A 15,791-nucleotide genomic window follows, 5' to 3' on the forward strand; every position below is an offset into this window, starting at 1 on the left:
AGCCTGCCGGGATGCGTTGCGTCGGCACGCAGGCTAGCACGCCCTCCGTTACCTGCGCAGATCGCGCTGCGTCAGGTGGTCAGGCGTCGCGCTCCAAAGCAGCAAGACGCATGTAGAGGGTCGAGCGGGCGATGCCGAGGCGGCGGGCGGCGCGGGTGAGGTTGCCGCCGCAGGCCTCCACCGCGGCGCGGATGGCGGCTTCCTCCACGGTGCGCAGATCGGTGGCGGCGGGCGCGGCGGCGGCCGCCGTGGCGATTTCCGGCGGCAGGTCGCCCACATCGATGGGCGCGTCGGCGCTGCCCATGGCGATCAGCATCTCCACCACGTTGCGCAGCTCGCGCACATTGCCGGGCCAGGAATAGGCCGCGAGCGCCGCGCGGGCGGCTTCCGTGAAGCGCGGGGCGGGAAGGCCGGCGCGGGCGGCGGCGCTGCGGCCGATATGATCGAGCAGGAGCAGCACGTCCTCGCCCCGCTCGCGCAGGGGCGGAATGCGCAGGCGCAGCGCGGCGATGCGATAGAACAGGTCCTTGCGGAAGCGCCCCGCTGCCACCTCTCCGGTGAGGTCGCGATTGGTCATGGAGACGAGGCGCAGATCCACCCGCCGCCCGGTGTGGCCGCCGACGCGATAGACCACGCCGTCTTCGAGCACGCGCAGCAGGTAGGATTGCAGCTCCAGCGGCATCTCGCCGATCTCGTCGAGGCAGAGCAGCCCGCCATCCGCCGCCTCCACCTTGCCCTGCTTGCCCGAGGTGTCGGCGCCGGTGAAGGCGCCCTTCTCGTAGCCGAACAGCTCGCTGGCGATGAGATCGCGCGGGAGCCCACCGCAATTGAGCGGCACGAAGGGGCCGGCGGGGGCGCGTGCGCCGTGGATGGCGCGGGCGAACACCTCCTTGCCCACGCCGGTCTCGCCTTCCAGCAGAATGGGCAGGCCGCTCTCCGCCATGCGGCGGGCCTTGGCCTTCACCTCCTGCATGATCGCGCTCTCGCCGATGATGGCGTCGAAGGCGAGGGGCTCCAGCTCCCGGCCGGGATCGCGCTGGGAGGTCTCGCGCGAGGCGGGTTTGGGCCGGCGGGCGGCGTGGAGCACCACGACGCCGCCGATCTCCTCGCCATCCTCGCGCACGATCTCGACGCTGGCGCCGGGCAGCAGCTGGGCGATGCGGGCGGCCCAGGCGTCGGGCGTCACGTCCTTCAAGGCGGTGAGGCGGCCGTCGGTGATGAGGCGGTCCGAGCGCCGGGCGGCCTCCTTCAGCGCGCGGTCGGTGGAATAGATGAGCGCGCCGGAGCGGCCGAAGGCGAGGATCTCCTCGGTGAGCCAGAGCGAGCGCTTGGAGAGGAAATGGCGCAGCACCTGCTCGTGCTCCATCTCCATGCGCCGGCCCAGCACCGCCTCGATCTGGTGGGCGAGGGCCACCGCATGGGCGAGGTTCTGCGGGTTGAAGGTGTCGGTGGAGCCGGAGATGTCCACCGCGCCGATGATCTCCCGGTCGAGGGGATGGCGCACGGGGGCCGCCGCGCAGGTCCAGCGCTGGACGGGGGCGCAGAAATGCTCGGCGGCATGGATCTGCACCGGGCGCCCGCAGGCGAGCGCGGTGCCGATGGCGTTGGTGCCGATCTCGGCCTCGCACCACAGGCCGCCCTGCTGGAGCTTCACCTCCTGCCCGGTGTCGAGGGCGCGGGCGTCGCCCTCCGCCTCCAGGATCGTGCCGTCCGGATCGGAGAGGATGAGCATGGAATGGGCGTCGGAGAGGAGGTGACGCGCCTCCTCCATGGCCGGGCGGGCAGCGGTGACGAGGCGGTTGTTCTGGTGGCGGCGGCGGAACAGCTCCGCCTCGCTCACCAGAGGGGCGGCCGCGCGGTCGGCGGCGATGAGATGGAGGCGGGAGCGCTGCCAGGACGCCATCACCGCCGGGCGGATGACGGCGGAGGCGGCGCCGTCCTGGTGAAACGCCTCCCAGGCGCGCGCAATCTCGCGATGTGGCACCAGCTCTGCCCTCCGGGCCGGGCGGCGCGGCGTTCCCGTTGCGCCGCCTGAGCCATTGGCCGGCGGGCCGCCCCGGCCGGTGGCCGAAGTGCCCGCAGGCGGGTTCACTCCCTGATATGCCGCATTCTGACCGCCGGCATCGAGGCCGGCGGCGGCGGCTTTGGCCGGAGAATACGCGCACTTTCATGCCTCTCGCAAGTCCGGCCGGGGGGTGGGCGTCAGTCGTCGTCTGAAACGATCGGGCGGCGGACAACAAGTGTCCGGAAACCGGACAGTCGAAGACTTCCATATTACATGATGCGTTGCACAAATATCAGGAGAATCCTCGAATTTATACAGTCTAGCCGCATTGGCACGCATCCTGCCCCTGATGCTGCGAGCCGGCACCCAAAAGCCAACGCCGGCAAGACAGGGAGGAAACGAGCGTGAACGTTCCCGTGGGAAACCTGCGCAGCGTCCAGGTGCTCGGCATCGATGCCGGCGGCACTATGACGGACACCTTCTTCGTGGATCAGGACGGCGACTTCGTCGTCGGCAAGGCCCAGTCCACGCCGCAGAACGAGGCCCTGGGCCTCATCGCTTCCTCTGAAGACGGGCTCGCCAACTGGGGCATGTCGCTCCATGAGGCCCTCGCCCAGCTCCAGACGGGCGTCTATTCCGGCACCGCGATGCTCAATCGCGTGGTCCAGCGCAAGGGGCTCAAATGCGGCCTCATCGTCAATCGCGGCATGGAGGATTTCCACCGCATGGGCCGCGCGGTGCAGAGCCACCTCGGCTACGCCTATGAGGACCGCATCCACCTCAACACCCACCGCTACGACCCGCCGCTCGTGCCCCGCCAGCTCACCCGCGGTGTCATCGAGCGCACGGACATGATGGGCACGCAGGTGATCCCGCTGCGCGAGGAGAGCGCCCGCGAGGCGGCCCGCGACCTCATTGCCGCCGACGTGGAAGGCATCGTCATCTCGCTGATGCACTCCTACAAGAACCCGGTGAACGAGCGCCGCGTGCGCGATATCGTGACCGAGGAAGTGGAGAAGAGCGGCAAGAAGATCCCGGTCTTCGCCTCGGCCGATTACTACCCGGTGCGCAAGGAAACCCACCGCACCAACACCACCATCCTCGAAGGCTACGCCGCCGAGCCCTCGCGCCAGACGCTCTCCAAGATCTCCAACGCCTTCAAGGAGCGCGGCACCAAGTTCGACTTCCGCGTGATGGCGACCCATGGCGGCACCATCTCCTGGAAGGCGAAGGAGCTGGCGCGCACCATCGTCTCCGGCCCCATCGGCGGCGTGATCGGCGCCAAGTATCTCGGCGAGGTGCTGGGCTACAAGAACATCGCCTGCTCGGACATCGGCGGCACCTCGTTCGACGTGGCGCTCATCACCCAGGGCGAGATGACCATCAAGAACGACCCGGACATGGCCCGGCTCGTGCTGTCCCTGCCGCTGGTGGCGATGGACTCGGTGGGCGCCGGCGCCGGCTCCTTCATCCGGCTCGATCCCTACACCCGCGCCATCAAGCTCGGCCCGGATTCGGCCGGCTACCGGGTGGGCGTGTGCTGGAAGGAGAGCGGCATCGAGACCGTCACCATCTCCGACTGCCACATGGTGCTCGGCTATCTCAACCCCGACAACTTCCTCGGCGGCGCAGTGAAGCTCGACCGGCAGCGCTCGGTGGATGCCATCAAGGTGCAGATCGCCGACAAGCTCGGCCTCTCCGTGGAAGATGCGGCGGCCGGCATCATCGAGCTGCTGGACTCCGATCTGCGCGATTACCTGCGCTCCATGATCTCGGGCAAGGGCTATTCGCCCCAGAGCTTCGTCTGCTTCTCCTATGGCGGCGCGGGGCCGGTCCACACCTACGGCTATACGGAAGGCCTCGGCTTCGAGGATGTGATCGTGCCCGCCTGGGCGGCTGGCTTCTCCGCCTTCGGCTGCGCGGCGGCGGACTTCGAATATCGCTACGACAAGTCCCTCGACATCAACATGCCGCCAGACGCCCCCGAGGCGGACAAGGTGAAGGCGGTCGAGACGCTTCAGGCGGCGTGGGAAGAGCTCACCCACAATGTGCTGGAGGAGTTCAAGCTGAACGGCTATTCGGCCGACCAGGTGACGCTCCAGCCCGGCTACCGCATGCAGTATCGCGGGCAGCTCAACGACCTGGAGATCGAGAGCCCCATGGCCTCCGCCGCCACCGCGGGGGACTGGGACCAGCTCACCGACGCCTTCAACGCCACCTATGGCCGCGTCTATGCGGCGTCCGCCCGCTCGCCGGAGCTAGGCTATTCGGTCACCGGCGCCATCATGCGCGGCATGGTGCCGATCCCCAAGCCCCGCATCCCGAAGGAGCCGGAAGAGGGCGAGACCCCGCCGGAGGAAGCAAAGATCGGCACCCGCAAGTTTTATCGCAAGAAGAAGTGGGTGGACGCGCAGCTCTACAAGATGGAAGCGCTGCGCCCCGGCAACCGCGTCATGGGCCCCGCCATCATCGAATCCGACGCCACCACCTTCGTGGTGCCCGACGGCTTCGAGACCTGGCTCGACGGGCATCGGCTCTTCCACCTGAAGGAGGTGTGAGGGAGCACGGTTACTCCCTCTCCCCTTGCGGGAGAGGGTTGGGGTGAGGGGTGTCCCTCCCTTTGCTCCGAAGCCGGGACATGCGGCGCCGCCCACCCCTCACCCCCAGCCCCTCTCCCGCAAGGGGAGAGGGGAGAAACGGGAAGATGCCCTCTCCCGCACGGGGAGAGGGGAGCAAACCCAAACAATCTCAAGAGGAAACGAACCCATGAACGTCAACGTCAAGCAGACCAGCCTTCAGGGCGCTACACGCGGCATCGTCCGTGGCGGCGAGACGCTCAAAGAGCATCGCGACCGGCTGATGACCGCCACAAAGGCCACCGGGCACTATGCCGGCCTCAAGAAGCTGGAGCTCCGCGAGAGCGAGCCCATCCTCTACAACAAGCTGTTCTCCCGCCTGCGCGCCGGCGTGGTGGATGCCCGCGAGACCGCCAAGAAGATCGCCGCCTCTCCCATCGTGGAGCAGGAGGGCGAATTGTGCTTCACCCTCTACAATGCGGCGGGCGACAGCCTTCTCACCTCCACCGGCATCATCATCCATGTGGGAACCATGGGTGCCGCCATCAAATACATGATCGAGAACAATTGGGAGGCCAATCCCGGCGTCCACGACAAGGACATCTTCTGCAACAACGACAGTCTGATCGGTAACGTCCACCCCTGCGACATCCACACCATCGTCCCCATCTTCTGGGAGGGCGAGCTGATCGGCTGGGTGGGCGGCGTCACCCACGTCATCGACACCGGCGCGGTGGGGCCGGGCTCCATGGCCACCGGCCAGGTGCAGCGCTTCGGCGACGGCTATTCCATCACCTGCCGCAAGGTGGGCGCCAATGACGAGCTGTTCCGTGACTGGCTGCACGAGAGCCAGCGCATGGTGCGCACCACCCGCTACTGGATGCTGGACGAGCGCACCCGCATCGCCGGCTGCCACATGATCCGCAAGCTGGTGGAAGAGGTGGTCGCGGAAGAGGGCATCGAGGCCTATTGGAAGTTCGCCTACGAGGCGGTGGAGCATGGCCGCCTCGGCCTTCAGGCCCGCATCAAGGCCATGACCATCCCCGGCACCTACCGGCAGGTGGGATTCGTGGACGTGCCCTACGCCCATGAGGACGTGCGGGTGCCCTCCGATTTCGCCAAGCTCGACACCATCATGCACGCCCCCTGCGAGATGACCATCCGCAAGGACGGCACCTGGCGGCTGGATTTCGAGGGGTCGAGCCGTTGGGGCTGGCACACCTACAATGCCCATCAGGTGAGCTTCACCTCGGGCATCTGGGTGATGATGACCCAGACACTCATCCCCTCGGAGATGATCAACGACGGCGCGGCCTACGGCACCGAGTTCCGCCTGCCGAAGGGCACCTGGATGAACCCGGACGACCGCCGTGTCGCCTTCTCCTATTCCTGGCACTTCCTGGTGTCCGCCTGGACGGCCTTGTGGCGCGGCCTGTCGCGCTCCTATTTCGGCCGCGGCTATCTGGAGGAGGTGAATGCGGGCAACGCCAACACCTCCAACTGGCTCCAGGGCGGCGGCTTCAACCAGTATGACGAGATCCACGCCGTGAACTCGTTCGAGTGCGCCGCCAACGGCACCGGGGCGACCGCGGTGCAGGACGGCCTCTCCCACGCCGCCGCCATCTGGAACCCGGAAGGCGACATGGGCGACATGGAGATCTGGGAACTGGCCGAGCCGCTGATCTATCTCGGCCGGCAGATCAAGGCCTCCTCGGGCGGCTCCGGCAAGTATCGCGGTGGCTGCGGCTTCGAGAGCCTGCGCATGGTCTGGAACGCCAAGGACTGGACCATGTTCTTCATGGGCAATGGTCACATCTCGTCCGATTGGGGCCTGATGGGCGGCTATCCCGCCGCCTCCGGCTATCGCTTCGCCGCCCACAAGACCGGGCTGAAGGAGCTGATCGCCTCCGGCGCCGACATCCCGCTCGGCGGCGACACGGACCCGGAGAACCCCACCTGGGATGCGATGCTGCCCAAGGCGCAGATCAAGCGCGACAAGCAGGCCATCACCACCGAGGAGATGTTCTCCGACTACGACCTTTACCTCAACTACATGCGCGGAGGCCCCGGCTTCGGTGATCCGCTCGACCGCGAGCCGCAGGCCGTGGCCGACGACATCAACGGCGGCTACGTGCTGGAGCGCTTCGCCGGCGATGTCTACGGCGTGGTGGTGCGGAAGGGGGCGGACGGCCTCGTGGTGGTGGACGAGGCGGCCACCAAGGCGGCCCGCGCGCAGATCCGCAAGGACCGCATCGCAAAGTCCGTCCCCACCCGGGAATGGATGAAGGGCGAGCGCGAGAAGATCCTCGCCAAGGAAGCGGGCACCCAGGTGCAGCAGATGTTCGCCGCCTCCTTCAAGCTGGGCCCGAGGTTCGAGCAGCAGTTCCGCAGCTTCTGGGATCTGCCGGAGAGCTGGGTGCTCAACGAGGAAGACATCGGCGTGCCCACCTACGGCTCGCGCTACTCCATGGACATCTCCGAGCTGCCGGACGTGACCACCGTGCAGTTCGTGGAGGAGTGAGGGGTCTTACGCGCTCTGACACCCTCTCCCCTCAAAGTCGGCTTTTGCCGACTTCGACCTTCACGAACCGAACTCGGCAACAGCCGAGTTTGGGCGGGAGAGGGCTGGGGTGAGGGAGTATCGCCCCCTTGTCCCGGCGCCCGGCCCCAGCCGGAGCCTTACCCCTCACCCCCGGCCCCTCTCCCGCAAGGGGAGAGGGGAGGACTCTCAAAACCAATCAGGAGGAAACCATGTCCTATACCCGCGCCAAGATCGTCGATCTCGTGGAAGGCAAGATCGATCCCGATACTCTGCACCAGATGCTCTCCACCCCGAAGGACCCCGAGCGGTTCGTGACCTATGTGGAGATCCTGCAGGAGCGCGTGCCGTGGGATGACAAGATCATCCTGCCCCTCGGCCCGAAGCTCTACATCGTGCAGCAGAAGGTCTCGAAGAAGTGGACCGTGCGCTGCGAGTGCGGCCACGATTTCTGCGACTGGAAGGACAATTGGAAGCTGCACGCCCGCGTCCATGTCCGCGACACGCCGCAGAAGATGGAGGAGATCTATCCCCGCCTCATGGCTCCGACGCCCTCGTGGCAGGTGATCCGGGAGTATTTCTGCCCCGAGTGCGGCACGCTCCATGATGTGGAGGCGCCGACCCCCTGGTACCCGGTGATCCACGACTTCGAGCCGGACATCGACGCCTTCTACACCGAATGGCTTGGCCTGCCGGTGCCGGAACGCGCCGCGGCGTGAGGAGTGGGTCGTGGCTCTGGTGCGGACTTCGCCGTTCGCGCCCCCTCTCCCCTCGCGGGAGAGGGCCGGGGTGAGGGGGCTGACACCGCACAAAGCGCCGCGGGGGCGTGGTGAGCGGAAGAATACCCCTCACCCCCAACCCCTCTCCCGCAGGGGGAGAGGGGAGTAAGGCCGTTCAAGCAGACGGGGCAGTCGAGCCTCTTGCAAGGCCCGCCGGGCTCTTCGCCGGGAGCCCGGCGTCACGCGGGAGGAAGGGGGCTCAGGGCACCCCTTCCTTTCGCCGCTTCAGGCGCCGGCGCCTTCCGTATTTCCGGTCATCGCCCTGCCGGTCATCGCCGTGCGGCGGCCGGCGGCGCGGGGGGCGGGCGGGTTGATGGCGGCGAGGACCGCCACGGCGAGGCCGATGACCAGCACCCACACCGCCGGGCGGGGTCCGAGGTCGAAGGTGAAGTTGGCGTCCAGCACCAGCCACGGGTCCACCCGCGTCGCGACCGCATACCAGAGCATTTCCACGCCGGCGGTAAGCGCCGCCCCGGCCACCGAGAGGCCGGCCATACGGAGCGGCGTCACGGTCTTCCCGCCGCGTCCGGCCACGCGGAAGGCGAAGAGCAGCAGGAAAATGCCGGCCATCAGCACCGGCTCGGTCACATCCAGCTTCGACTGCATGAAGAAATGCACCGTGCCCAGCACGGCGATGGCGTAGACGGCCATGTGCAGCCGGTTCCAGCGGGTCGAGCCGAGCCGCCGGATGGCGCCATCGGTGGAGGTGGCGCCCAGCGCCACCAGCAGCGCCACCGCCACCGCGCCGATGGTGAGATAGATGCGCAGCACGATCTCGCTGAGCGCGCGGCCGAAGCCCTGATCGATGATGTAGAGCGTGAGATGCAGCGCCGCGTAGCCGAGCGCCGCGAGGCCGAAGATGCGCCGGCCGAAATAGAGCTTGGGCATGTTGAACAGCCGCCGCAGCGGCGTCACCGCCAGCGTCACCGCGAGCAAGCGGATGGCCCACAGGCCGGTGAAATGGATCGCCTCCGTCCATGGCCGCGCGCCCAGCTGGCCGTTGGCGGCAAGGCCCACCAGCCACACCGCCGGCAGGATGCTGGAAACGAGGAACAGGGTCTTCTCGGGGCTGAAACGGCCGGACCGCTCGTGAAACAGGGGCATCGGGACCTTTCCGGCAATGCTGTGCAGGCGCCCGCCCGGCGCCTGCTTCCCCTTACGCCGCCCCCTGCGGCGGCGTTACGGCCCTCGCCTGCACGATGGCGTGAGGTGGGACGTGGGTGTGCTTCAGGCGTTCAGCTCGCCGTCGATCTGCGCCTTGAGGCCGGGATCGATGCCGAGCGCGCCCGCGAGCCAGTCCAGATAGGCGTGCTCGGCGTCGTTGTCCGGCCGGATGGCGAGGGCGGAAGCCGCGTAGATCTGCAGCGCCGCCTCGGGCGTCGTCGCGGCGGCGACCACCTCGTTGGGATCGACCGGGGTCGTGAGGATGGCGATCAGCGCGTCGCGTTCCGGCGAACCGGCCCCCATGCGCTCCAGCCCGCCGCCGATGCGCGACACCTCGTCCTCGTCGATCTCCCCGTCCGCCTGCGCCGCGGCCGCCATGGCAGAGAGCAGCACGCCGGAGAAGGCTTCCGGGCCCCCCGGCGCGGCGGCGGGGGAGAAGGCGGCGTCCGGTGTGCCGGAGGAGAAGGCCGAGCGCCCGCCGGAACCGGCCTGCCACTTGCGCAGCGCCTTCCACGCCAGCATCCCGATGACGGCGAGCCCGCCATACTTGATCAGGCTGCCGCCGCCCGACGCGCCGGACGGCTGGTGGCCGGGCTGGGGCGAGGGCTGCGGCTGGCGATAATCGGAGGGCATCTCCGGCGGGGTATAGCCGCCGGCCTGACCCGAGCCGCCGCGACCGAGGGCGTCCGAGGCGAAATCACCGAGATCGCCCCCCGTACCGCCGGACATGCCGCCCCCCTGCGTGGAGCCGCCGGACGGCCCGCCCGCGCGGCCACCGCCCAGGATCTGGCCGAGAATGTCTTCCAGCCCGCCGGAAGAACCGCCCGAGGCGCCGCCGGACGGGCCGCCCTGCGGCGCTCCGCGCCCACCGCCGAGCACCTGCCCGAGAATGTCGCCGAGGCCGCCCGGCAGGCCCGAAGGCGCCCCGCCCGATCCGCCGCGCTGGCCACCGCCGCCGAGCACCTGCCCGAGGATGTCGCCAAGGCCGCCCGGCAGTCCCGAAGGTGCCCCGCCCGAACCGCCGCGCTGGCCGCCGCCGCCGAGCACCTGTCCGAGAATGTCGCCGAGCCCGCCCGGCAGCCCGCCTCCGCCTTGCTGGGCGCCGCCGCCCCGCACGCTGCCCGAGCCGAGCGCCGCGCCGATGAGCTGTCCCAGAAGATCACCCGTTCCGGCCATGGCTTCCTCCCTGTTGGTGCCGCCACAGGCGCAAGGCCCGGCCGCGATCGAGGCTGCTAGCACCTTATTGAGTCCAACCGCGGGCACGGTCTCACGCTAGGGAAGGCCCATGGGAAGGTCCATGCCCGCGTTCGAGCTAAGGACGAAGCCGGCACCCGGACAAGCCCGAAGATGCTGCGTTCCAGTCTGGCGCGCTTACGAAGTCGCGAGCAGATGGCGCCGGATTTCGTCCGCTGCCGCCGCCGCATGGGTCTGCGCCAGATCATGTCCCGCCCCCGGCACGATGCACAGGCGGGACGCGGGGAGCAGGCTAGCGAGTCTTTCCCCGACCGCCACCGGGCTGATGGGATCGGCTTCGCCCCACAGCAGCAGCGTCGGCGCGCGGACCGTCGACAGTCGGTCGGACAGGTCCTCGACCGGATCGGCGATCCAGCGCGCCGCGTCCGGGAAGGCGCCGAAATAGTCCGCCCGCCAGTCTTCCCCGCCGAGGTCGGCCACCGGAACTCCGCCGGACGTCACGCACAGAACCAGCGTCTTGACGAGATGCGGGAAGGCGAGCGCCAGCTTCAGTGCGATATACCCGCCCATGGACTGGGCGACGATGGCCACGGGCTCGCGCATCCGCTCCGCGACCAGCCCGACCAGATCGTCGATGCTGTTCACGTCCGCGCGGGCCGGCTGGCGGCCCAGTCCGGGCCAGGAGAAGAACGTGCCGTCCCATTCGGCCCGGTCCGCGACGGGCCGCCAGAACGCGGCGTCCCCCGTTGCGCCGGGCAGGAACAGCGTCTCGATCATGATTTGGCTGGCGGTCGGGACAAGGTCCTAGACCGCCACCGGTGCCTTGATGGCCGGGTGGGGGTCGTAGCCCACGATCTCGATGTCCTCGTAGCGGAAGGCGAAGATGTCCGTCACCGCCGGGTTCAGCCGCAAGGAGGGCAAAGCGCGCGGGGTGCGGGAGAGCTGCTCGCGGGCCTGATCGAGGTGGTTCACATAGAGGTGCGCGTCGCCCAGCGTATGGACGAAATCGCCGACGCCGAGCCCCGTCACCTGCGCCACCATGTGGGTGAGCAGCGCATAGGAGGCGATGTTGAACGGCACGCCGAGGAACACGTCCGCCGAGCGCTGGTAGAGCTGGCAGGACAGCTTGCCCTCCAGCACGTAGAACTGGAACAGGCAGTGGCAGGGGGGCAGGGCCATCTTCGCCACATCAGCCGGATTCCAGGCGGTGACGATGAGGCGGCGCGAATCGGGGTTGCGGCGGATGTCGGAAACCACCTGCGCGATCTGGTCGATCACGCCGCCCTCCGGCGTCGGCCAGGAGCGCCACTGGTGGCCGTAGACCGGGCCGAGATCGCCCTTGGCGTCCGCCCACTCGTCCCAGATGGAGACGCCGTTTTCCTTCAGGTAGCGGATGTTGGTGTCGCCGGCGAGGAACCACAAAAGCTCGTGGACGATGGATTTCAGGTGCAGCTTCTTGGTGGTCACCAGGGGGAAGCCGCGCGCCAGATCGAATCGCATCTGGTGCCCGAACACCGAGAGGGTGCCGGTGCCGGTCCGGTCGTCCTTGCGCACGCCCTCGTCGAGAATGCGGCGCAGGAGCTGCTGGTAAGCTTCCATTAGGTATGTCCGGCCAAGATCAAGCGCCATAAGGCTTTCGCCGTCCGACTTTAGCCCGCCCGCCCGGACGCGGCCAGCACCCGCCGGCCTCCGTCCACATGCGGGCGGGAACATGGTTGCCGGCGTCTTATGGCAGGGCTGACGCTGGGACAGGTGTGGCATGGCGGGGGCTGATGGCGAAAAAGTGAGTGATTTCCGCTGCGTATGACCCTTGGAGACCCCCTTTTTCGCCACGACGTAGCCGTATTAGACCAGCATTGAACGCTCAAGTTGACGATCAAGGGCAAGACACATGAGCTCCCAAACCAACCTCAAGGCCGCGCTGATGGAAGTTCGCGCCTATCTGGCGCAGGAAGCCCAGGCCGAGGACTTCCGCAACGAAGCCGCCTGGGAGGCGGGTTCGAGCCGCGAGGAGCACGCCGCCAGCGATGCCCTCACCCGGCTCGACGAGGTGCTGCGCCAGCTCAAGGCCCAGCAGCGCCCCTGCAAGGACGAGCACACCGTGAAGGGTGAGCGCGCCCATTCGCGCGGTCACGAGCGGGTGCGCCTGCACCCGACCGAACTCGCGGCCTGAACAAGGATTTCCCCTCTCCCGCCGAAGGGAGAGGGCGTTTGCGTCTTTCCGCCTACCCCCGCACGCCGGCGCCGCCGATGGCGTCGAACAGCGCGGCATCCGCGCCGAGGCCGGCATTGGGGGTGGTGAGCAGCGTGTCCCCGTAAAACACCGAATTCGCCCCCGCGAGGAAGCACAGGATCTGCGCCTCGCGGCTCAGGGCGGCGCGTCCGGCAGAGAGGCGCACCCGCGAGGCGGGCATGACGAGGCGGGCGGTGGCCACCATCCGCACGATCTCCAGCGGGTCCACCGGCGGGCGATCGGCGAGGGGGGTGCCTTCCACCGCCACCAGCGCATTCACCGGCACGCTTTCGGGATGCGGATCGAACCCCGCCAGCACCTGCAGCATCGCGGCGCGGTCGCGCATGGTCTCGCCCATGCCGATGATGCCGCCGGAGCACAGTTCGATGCCCGCCGCGCGCACGGAGGTGAGGGTGTCGATCCGGTCCGCATAGGTGCGGGTGGTGACGATCTCGCCGTAGAAATCCGGACCCGTATCGAGATTGTGATTGTAGGCGGTGAGCCCCGCCTCGGCGAGGCGCTGGGCCTGATGCGGCTCCAGCATGCCGAGCGTGACGCAGGCTTCCATGCCGAGGCCGCGCACGCCGCGCACCATCTCCAGCACGGCGTCGAACTCGCGCCCTTCCTTCACCCGCCGCCACGCCGCGCCCATGCAGAAGCGCTCGGCGCCGTTGGCCTGCGCCTGCTCGGCGAGGGCGACGACGGAGGCTGGATCGAGAAACTTCTCCCGCGTCAGGTCCACCTCCGCATGGCGGGCGGACTGGGAGCAATAGGCGCAATCCTCCGGGCAGCCGCCGGTCTTGATGGAGAGCAGGCTCGCGCGCTGGACCTCGTTGGGGTCGTGATTGGCACGGTGGACGGCATTGGCCCGGCCCACCAGCTCCAGCAATGGCAGGTCCATGAGCGCCGCGATCTCGTCAACGCTCCAGTCGTGGCGGATCGTGCCGTCCTCAGTCTTGGCCATGCCCATGCTCCTGCTTCCGCGCGATGTGGGAGGGCCGGTCTAGTCGTGTTTGCGGCGCGTTCCAATACCGCCGGCCTTCCCAAATGGGTGACTTGACCTATGCGTTCGCTGCAGTGCAGCGTTGACATTGGGCTTTCGTATACATCACAGTGTCCCCGTTCCAAGGGGGGCCCCGGAAGGGGCTGAGATATCGCAAGTTCGCGGAAGTTATCCTTCCGCGGCGCCGCGATGACCCTTCGAACCTGATCCGGGTCATACCGGCGAAGGGATCGGAACTTGTGCTCCCGGCGCTCAGCGTCGCCCCGCACCCGTCTCCTAGCTCTACACCCCGGGTCTCGTTGAAAGCGCAAGCTGAACGGAGATCCGCAATGCTGGACGAAGCCTCGACGTCCTCCCTGAAAGTCACCACCGGGCCGCTGCCCCATTCGCGCAAGGTGTTCGTCTCCGCCACCCGGCCGGACGTGCGCGTCGCCATGCGCGAGATTTCGCTGACCGACCCGTCTGAGCCGCCGGTGAAGGTGTACGACACCTCCGGCCCCTATACCGACCTCGATGCCGTGATCGACCTCACCAAGGGCCTGCCGCAGCTGCGCGCCCAGTGGATTCGCGAGCGCGGCGACGTGGAAGAGGTGGAGGCCCGCGCCGTCCGCCCCGAGGATAACGGCCTGAAGGAGGGCCAGTCCTCCACCCTGCCGCAGTTCGATCTTTCCGGCCGCAAGCCGCTGCGCGCCAAGGCGGGCAAGCGCCCGACCCAGATGGCCTATGCGCGCGCCGGCATCATCACGCCGGAGATGGAATATGTCGCCGCCCGCGAGAACCTCGCCAAGGTGAATGGCGGCGCCCATCCGCACCATCAGGCCATGGGCCTCGGCGCGGCGATCCCCTCCGACATCACGCCGGAATTCGTGCGGCAGGAAGTGGCGCGCGGCCGCGCCATCATCCCCAACAACATCAACCACCCCGAAACCGAGCCGATGGCCATCGGCCGGAACTTCCTGGTGAAGATCAACGCCAATATCGGCAATTCGGCCGTGACCTCGGGCGTGGCGGAAGAAGTGGACAAGCTGGTGTGGGCCACCCGCTGGGGCGCCGACACGGTGATGGACCTGTCCACGGGCAAGAACATCCACACCATCCGCGAATGGATCATGCGCAACTCGCCGGTGCCCATCGGCACCGTGCCGCTCTACCAGGCGCTGGAGAAGGTCAACGGCGTCGCCGAGGACCTGACCTGGGAGATCTTCCGCGACACGGTGATCGAGCAGGCCGAGCAGGGCGTGGACTACATGACGGTGCACGCCGGCGTGCGCCTGCCCTTCGTGCCGCTCACCGCCAACCGCGTCACCGGCATCGTCTCGCGCGGCGGCTCGATCATGGCCAAGTGGTGCCTCGCGCATCACAAGGAGAGCTTCCTCTACGAGCATTTCGAAGAGCTGTGCGAGATCCTCGCCCAGTATGACGTGGCCTTCTCCCTCGGCGACGGCCTGCGCCCCGGCTCCATCGCGGACGCCAACGACGCCGCCCAGTTTGCGGAGCTGGAGACGCTCGGCCAGCTTACCGAGATCGCCTGGAAATACGACTGCCAGGTGATGATCGAGGGCCCCGGCCATGTGCCGCTGCACCTCATCCGCGAGAATGTGGAGAAGCAGCTCAAGGTCTGCCACGAGGCGCCGTTCTACACCCTCGGCCCGCTGGTGACGGACATCTCCCCCGGCTACGACCACATCTCCTCCGCCATCGGCGCGGCGATGATCGGCTGGTTCGGCACGGCGATGCTCTGCTACGTCACGCCGAAGGAGCACCTCGGCCTGCCGGACCGTGACGACGTGAAGGCCGGCGTCATCTCCTACAAGATCGCCGCCCACGCGGCCGATCTCGCCAAGGGCCACCCGGCCGCGCGCATCCGCGACGATGCGCTCTCCCGGGCCCGCTTCACCTTCCGCTGGCGCGACCAGTTCGCGCTCTCGCTTGACCCGGAGACGGCCGAGCGCTTCCACGACGAGACGCTCCCCGCCGAGGGGGCCAAGGTGGCGCACTTCTGCTCCATGTGCGGGCCGAAGTTCTGCTCCATGAAGATCTCGCAGGAGCTGAAGCTGGAAGCCGGCGACATCGCCCGCGCCCAGGCCGACAACCTCGCCTCCGCGGGCATGGCCGAAATGGCCCAGAAGTTCCGCGACGGCGGCGGCCTGATCTACACACCGGCCCCCGAAGTCGCCCCCCCGCCGCCCGCCGCGGCGGAGTGAGGGGCATCTGAGCGTCGCCCTCCGGCTTGACCGGAGGGCGATAGGCTGTGGCAAGGGGATGCCGATACAATAGCCCAGGCCCCCTTTCCATACG

The 15,791-nt window shown here is 68.3% G+C and carries 11 protein-coding genes and 1 riboswitch; of the genes, 5 read left to right on the forward strand and 6 right to left on the reverse strand.

Translation table 11 applies throughout. The features are described 5' to 3' along the window. Positions 1-79 precede the first annotated feature (79 nt). Positions 80-1,984, reverse strand: a complete 1,905-nt coding sequence (locus D7006_RS09395; protein ID WP_237356390.1) for a sigma-54-dependent Fis family transcriptional regulator — start codon at positions 1,982-1,984, stop codon at positions 80-82. Between the two features lie 425 nt (positions 1,985-2,409). Between D7006_RS09395 and D7006_RS09400 the strand changes: the two genes are divergently transcribed. The 3 genes from D7006_RS09400 (at position 2,410) to D7006_RS09410 (ending at position 7,839) form a co-directional block, all read left to right on the forward strand. Further along, on the forward strand, positions 2,410-4,563 hold the full coding sequence (locus D7006_RS09400; RefSeq protein WP_169121214.1) for a hydantoinase/oxoprolinase family protein: 2,154 nt from the start codon (positions 2,410-2,412) through the stop codon (positions 4,561-4,563). A 208-nt stretch (positions 4,564-4,771) separates the two neighbouring features. Continuing rightward, a complete protein-coding gene (locus D7006_RS09405; RefSeq protein ID WP_237356391.1) occupies positions 4,772-7,102 on the forward strand; it encodes a hydantoinase B/oxoprolinase family protein in 2,331 nt (776 codons plus the stop codon). Positions 7,103-7,332: 230 nt separating this feature from the next. Then, positions 7,333-7,839, forward strand: coding sequence for an acetone carboxylase subunit gamma (locus D7006_RS09410; RefSeq protein WP_169121212.1), 507 nt, complete (start codon positions 7,333-7,335; stop codon positions 7,837-7,839). 285 nt (positions 7,840-8,124) lie between these two features. On the opposite strand, the gene D7006_RS09415 is transcribed toward D7006_RS09410, so the two are convergent. From D7006_RS09415 to D7006_RS09430, 4 genes are all read right to left on the reverse strand, one after another. Beyond that, positions 8,125-9,003: a sulfite oxidase heme-binding subunit YedZ gene (locus tag D7006_RS09415; protein WP_237356392.1), complete on the reverse strand. Its 879-nt coding sequence runs from the start codon at positions 9,001-9,003 to the stop codon at positions 8,125-8,127. A 123-nt stretch (positions 9,004-9,126) separates the two neighbouring features. Continuing rightward, the gene (locus D7006_RS09420) at positions 9,127-10,239 is read right to left on the reverse strand and encodes a tellurite resistance TerB family protein (RefSeq protein ID WP_237356393.1); all 1,113 of its coding nucleotides are present in this window, start codon (positions 10,237-10,239) and stop codon (positions 9,127-9,129) included. 195 nt (positions 10,240-10,434) lie between these two features. Next, the gene (locus tag D7006_RS09425) at positions 10,435-11,034 is read right to left on the reverse strand and encodes an alpha/beta fold hydrolase (RefSeq protein ID WP_237356394.1); all 600 of its coding nucleotides are present in this window, start codon (positions 11,032-11,034) and stop codon (positions 10,435-10,437) included. A gap of 27 nt (positions 11,035-11,061) precedes the next feature. After that, positions 11,062-11,856, reverse strand: coding sequence for a thymidylate synthase (locus tag D7006_RS09430; RefSeq protein ID WP_169121208.1), 795 nt, complete (start codon positions 11,854-11,856; stop codon positions 11,062-11,064). Between the two features lie 292 nt (positions 11,857-12,148). Here D7006_RS09430 and D7006_RS09435 point away from each other — a divergent pair, with 292 nt between their 5' ends. Beyond that, on the forward strand, positions 12,149-12,430 hold the full coding sequence (locus D7006_RS09435; RefSeq protein WP_237356395.1) for a hypothetical protein: 282 nt from the start codon (positions 12,149-12,151) through the stop codon (positions 12,428-12,430). Positions 12,431-12,482: 52 nt separating this feature from the next. On the opposite strand, the gene bioB is transcribed toward D7006_RS09435, so the two are convergent. Beyond that, entirely contained in the window at positions 12,483-13,454 is a 972-nt protein-coding gene (gene bioB / locus D7006_RS09440; protein WP_169121206.1) for a biotin synthase BioB, read from the reverse strand. Between the two features lie 153 nt (positions 13,455-13,607). After that, positions 13,608-13,741, forward strand: a riboswitch (TPP riboswitch). A gap of 81 nt (positions 13,742-13,822) precedes the next feature. Here bioB and thiC point away from each other — a divergent pair. Further along, positions 13,823-15,697, forward strand: coding sequence for a phosphomethylpyrimidine synthase ThiC (gene thiC / locus D7006_RS09445; RefSeq protein WP_169121205.1), 1,875 nt, complete (start codon positions 13,823-13,825; stop codon positions 15,695-15,697). The last annotated feature ends 94 nt before the right edge of the window (positions 15,698-15,791 follow it).

The organism is Xanthobacter sp. YC-JY1, from assembly GCF_021730305.1.
Classification (GTDB): Bacteria; Pseudomonadota; Alphaproteobacteria; order Rhizobiales; family Xanthobacteraceae; genus Xanthobacter; species Xanthobacter flavus.

What these genes read in the sequence shown, in the direction of transcription:
- D7006_RS09405 (WP_237356391.1), top strand. Translation starts at nt 4,772, where the DNA reads ATGAACGTCAACGTCAAGCAGACCAGCCTTCAGGGCGCTACACGCGGC.
- D7006_RS09410 (WP_169121212.1), top strand. Translation starts at nt 7,333, where the DNA reads ATGTCCTATACCCGCGCCAAGATCGTCGATCTCGTGGAAGGCAAGATC.
- D7006_RS09415 (WP_237356392.1), bottom strand. Translation starts at nt 9,003, where the DNA reads ATGCCCCTGTTTCACGAGCGGTCCGGCCGTTTCAGCCCCGAGAAGACC.
- D7006_RS09420 (WP_237356393.1), bottom strand. Translation starts at nt 10,239, where the DNA reads ATGGCCGGAACGGGTGATCTTCTGGGACAGCTCATCGGCGCGGCGCTC.
- D7006_RS09425 (WP_237356394.1), bottom strand. Translation starts at nt 11,034, where the DNA reads ATGATCGAGACGCTGTTCCTGCCCGGCGCAACGGGGGACGCCGCGTTC.
- D7006_RS09430 (WP_169121208.1), bottom strand. Translation starts at nt 11,856, where the DNA reads ATGGAAGCTTACCAGCAGCTCCTGCGCCGCATTCTCGACGAGGGCGTG.
- D7006_RS09435 (WP_237356395.1), top strand. Translation starts at nt 12,149, where the DNA reads ATGAGCTCCCAAACCAACCTCAAGGCCGCGCTGATGGAAGTTCGCGCC.
- bioB (WP_169121206.1), bottom strand. Translation starts at nt 13,454, where the DNA reads ATGGCCAAGACTGAGGACGGCACGATCCGCCACGACTGGAGCGTTGAC.
- thiC (WP_169121205.1), top strand. Translation starts at nt 13,823, where the DNA reads ATGCTGGACGAAGCCTCGACGTCCTCCCTGAAAGTCACCACCGGGCCG.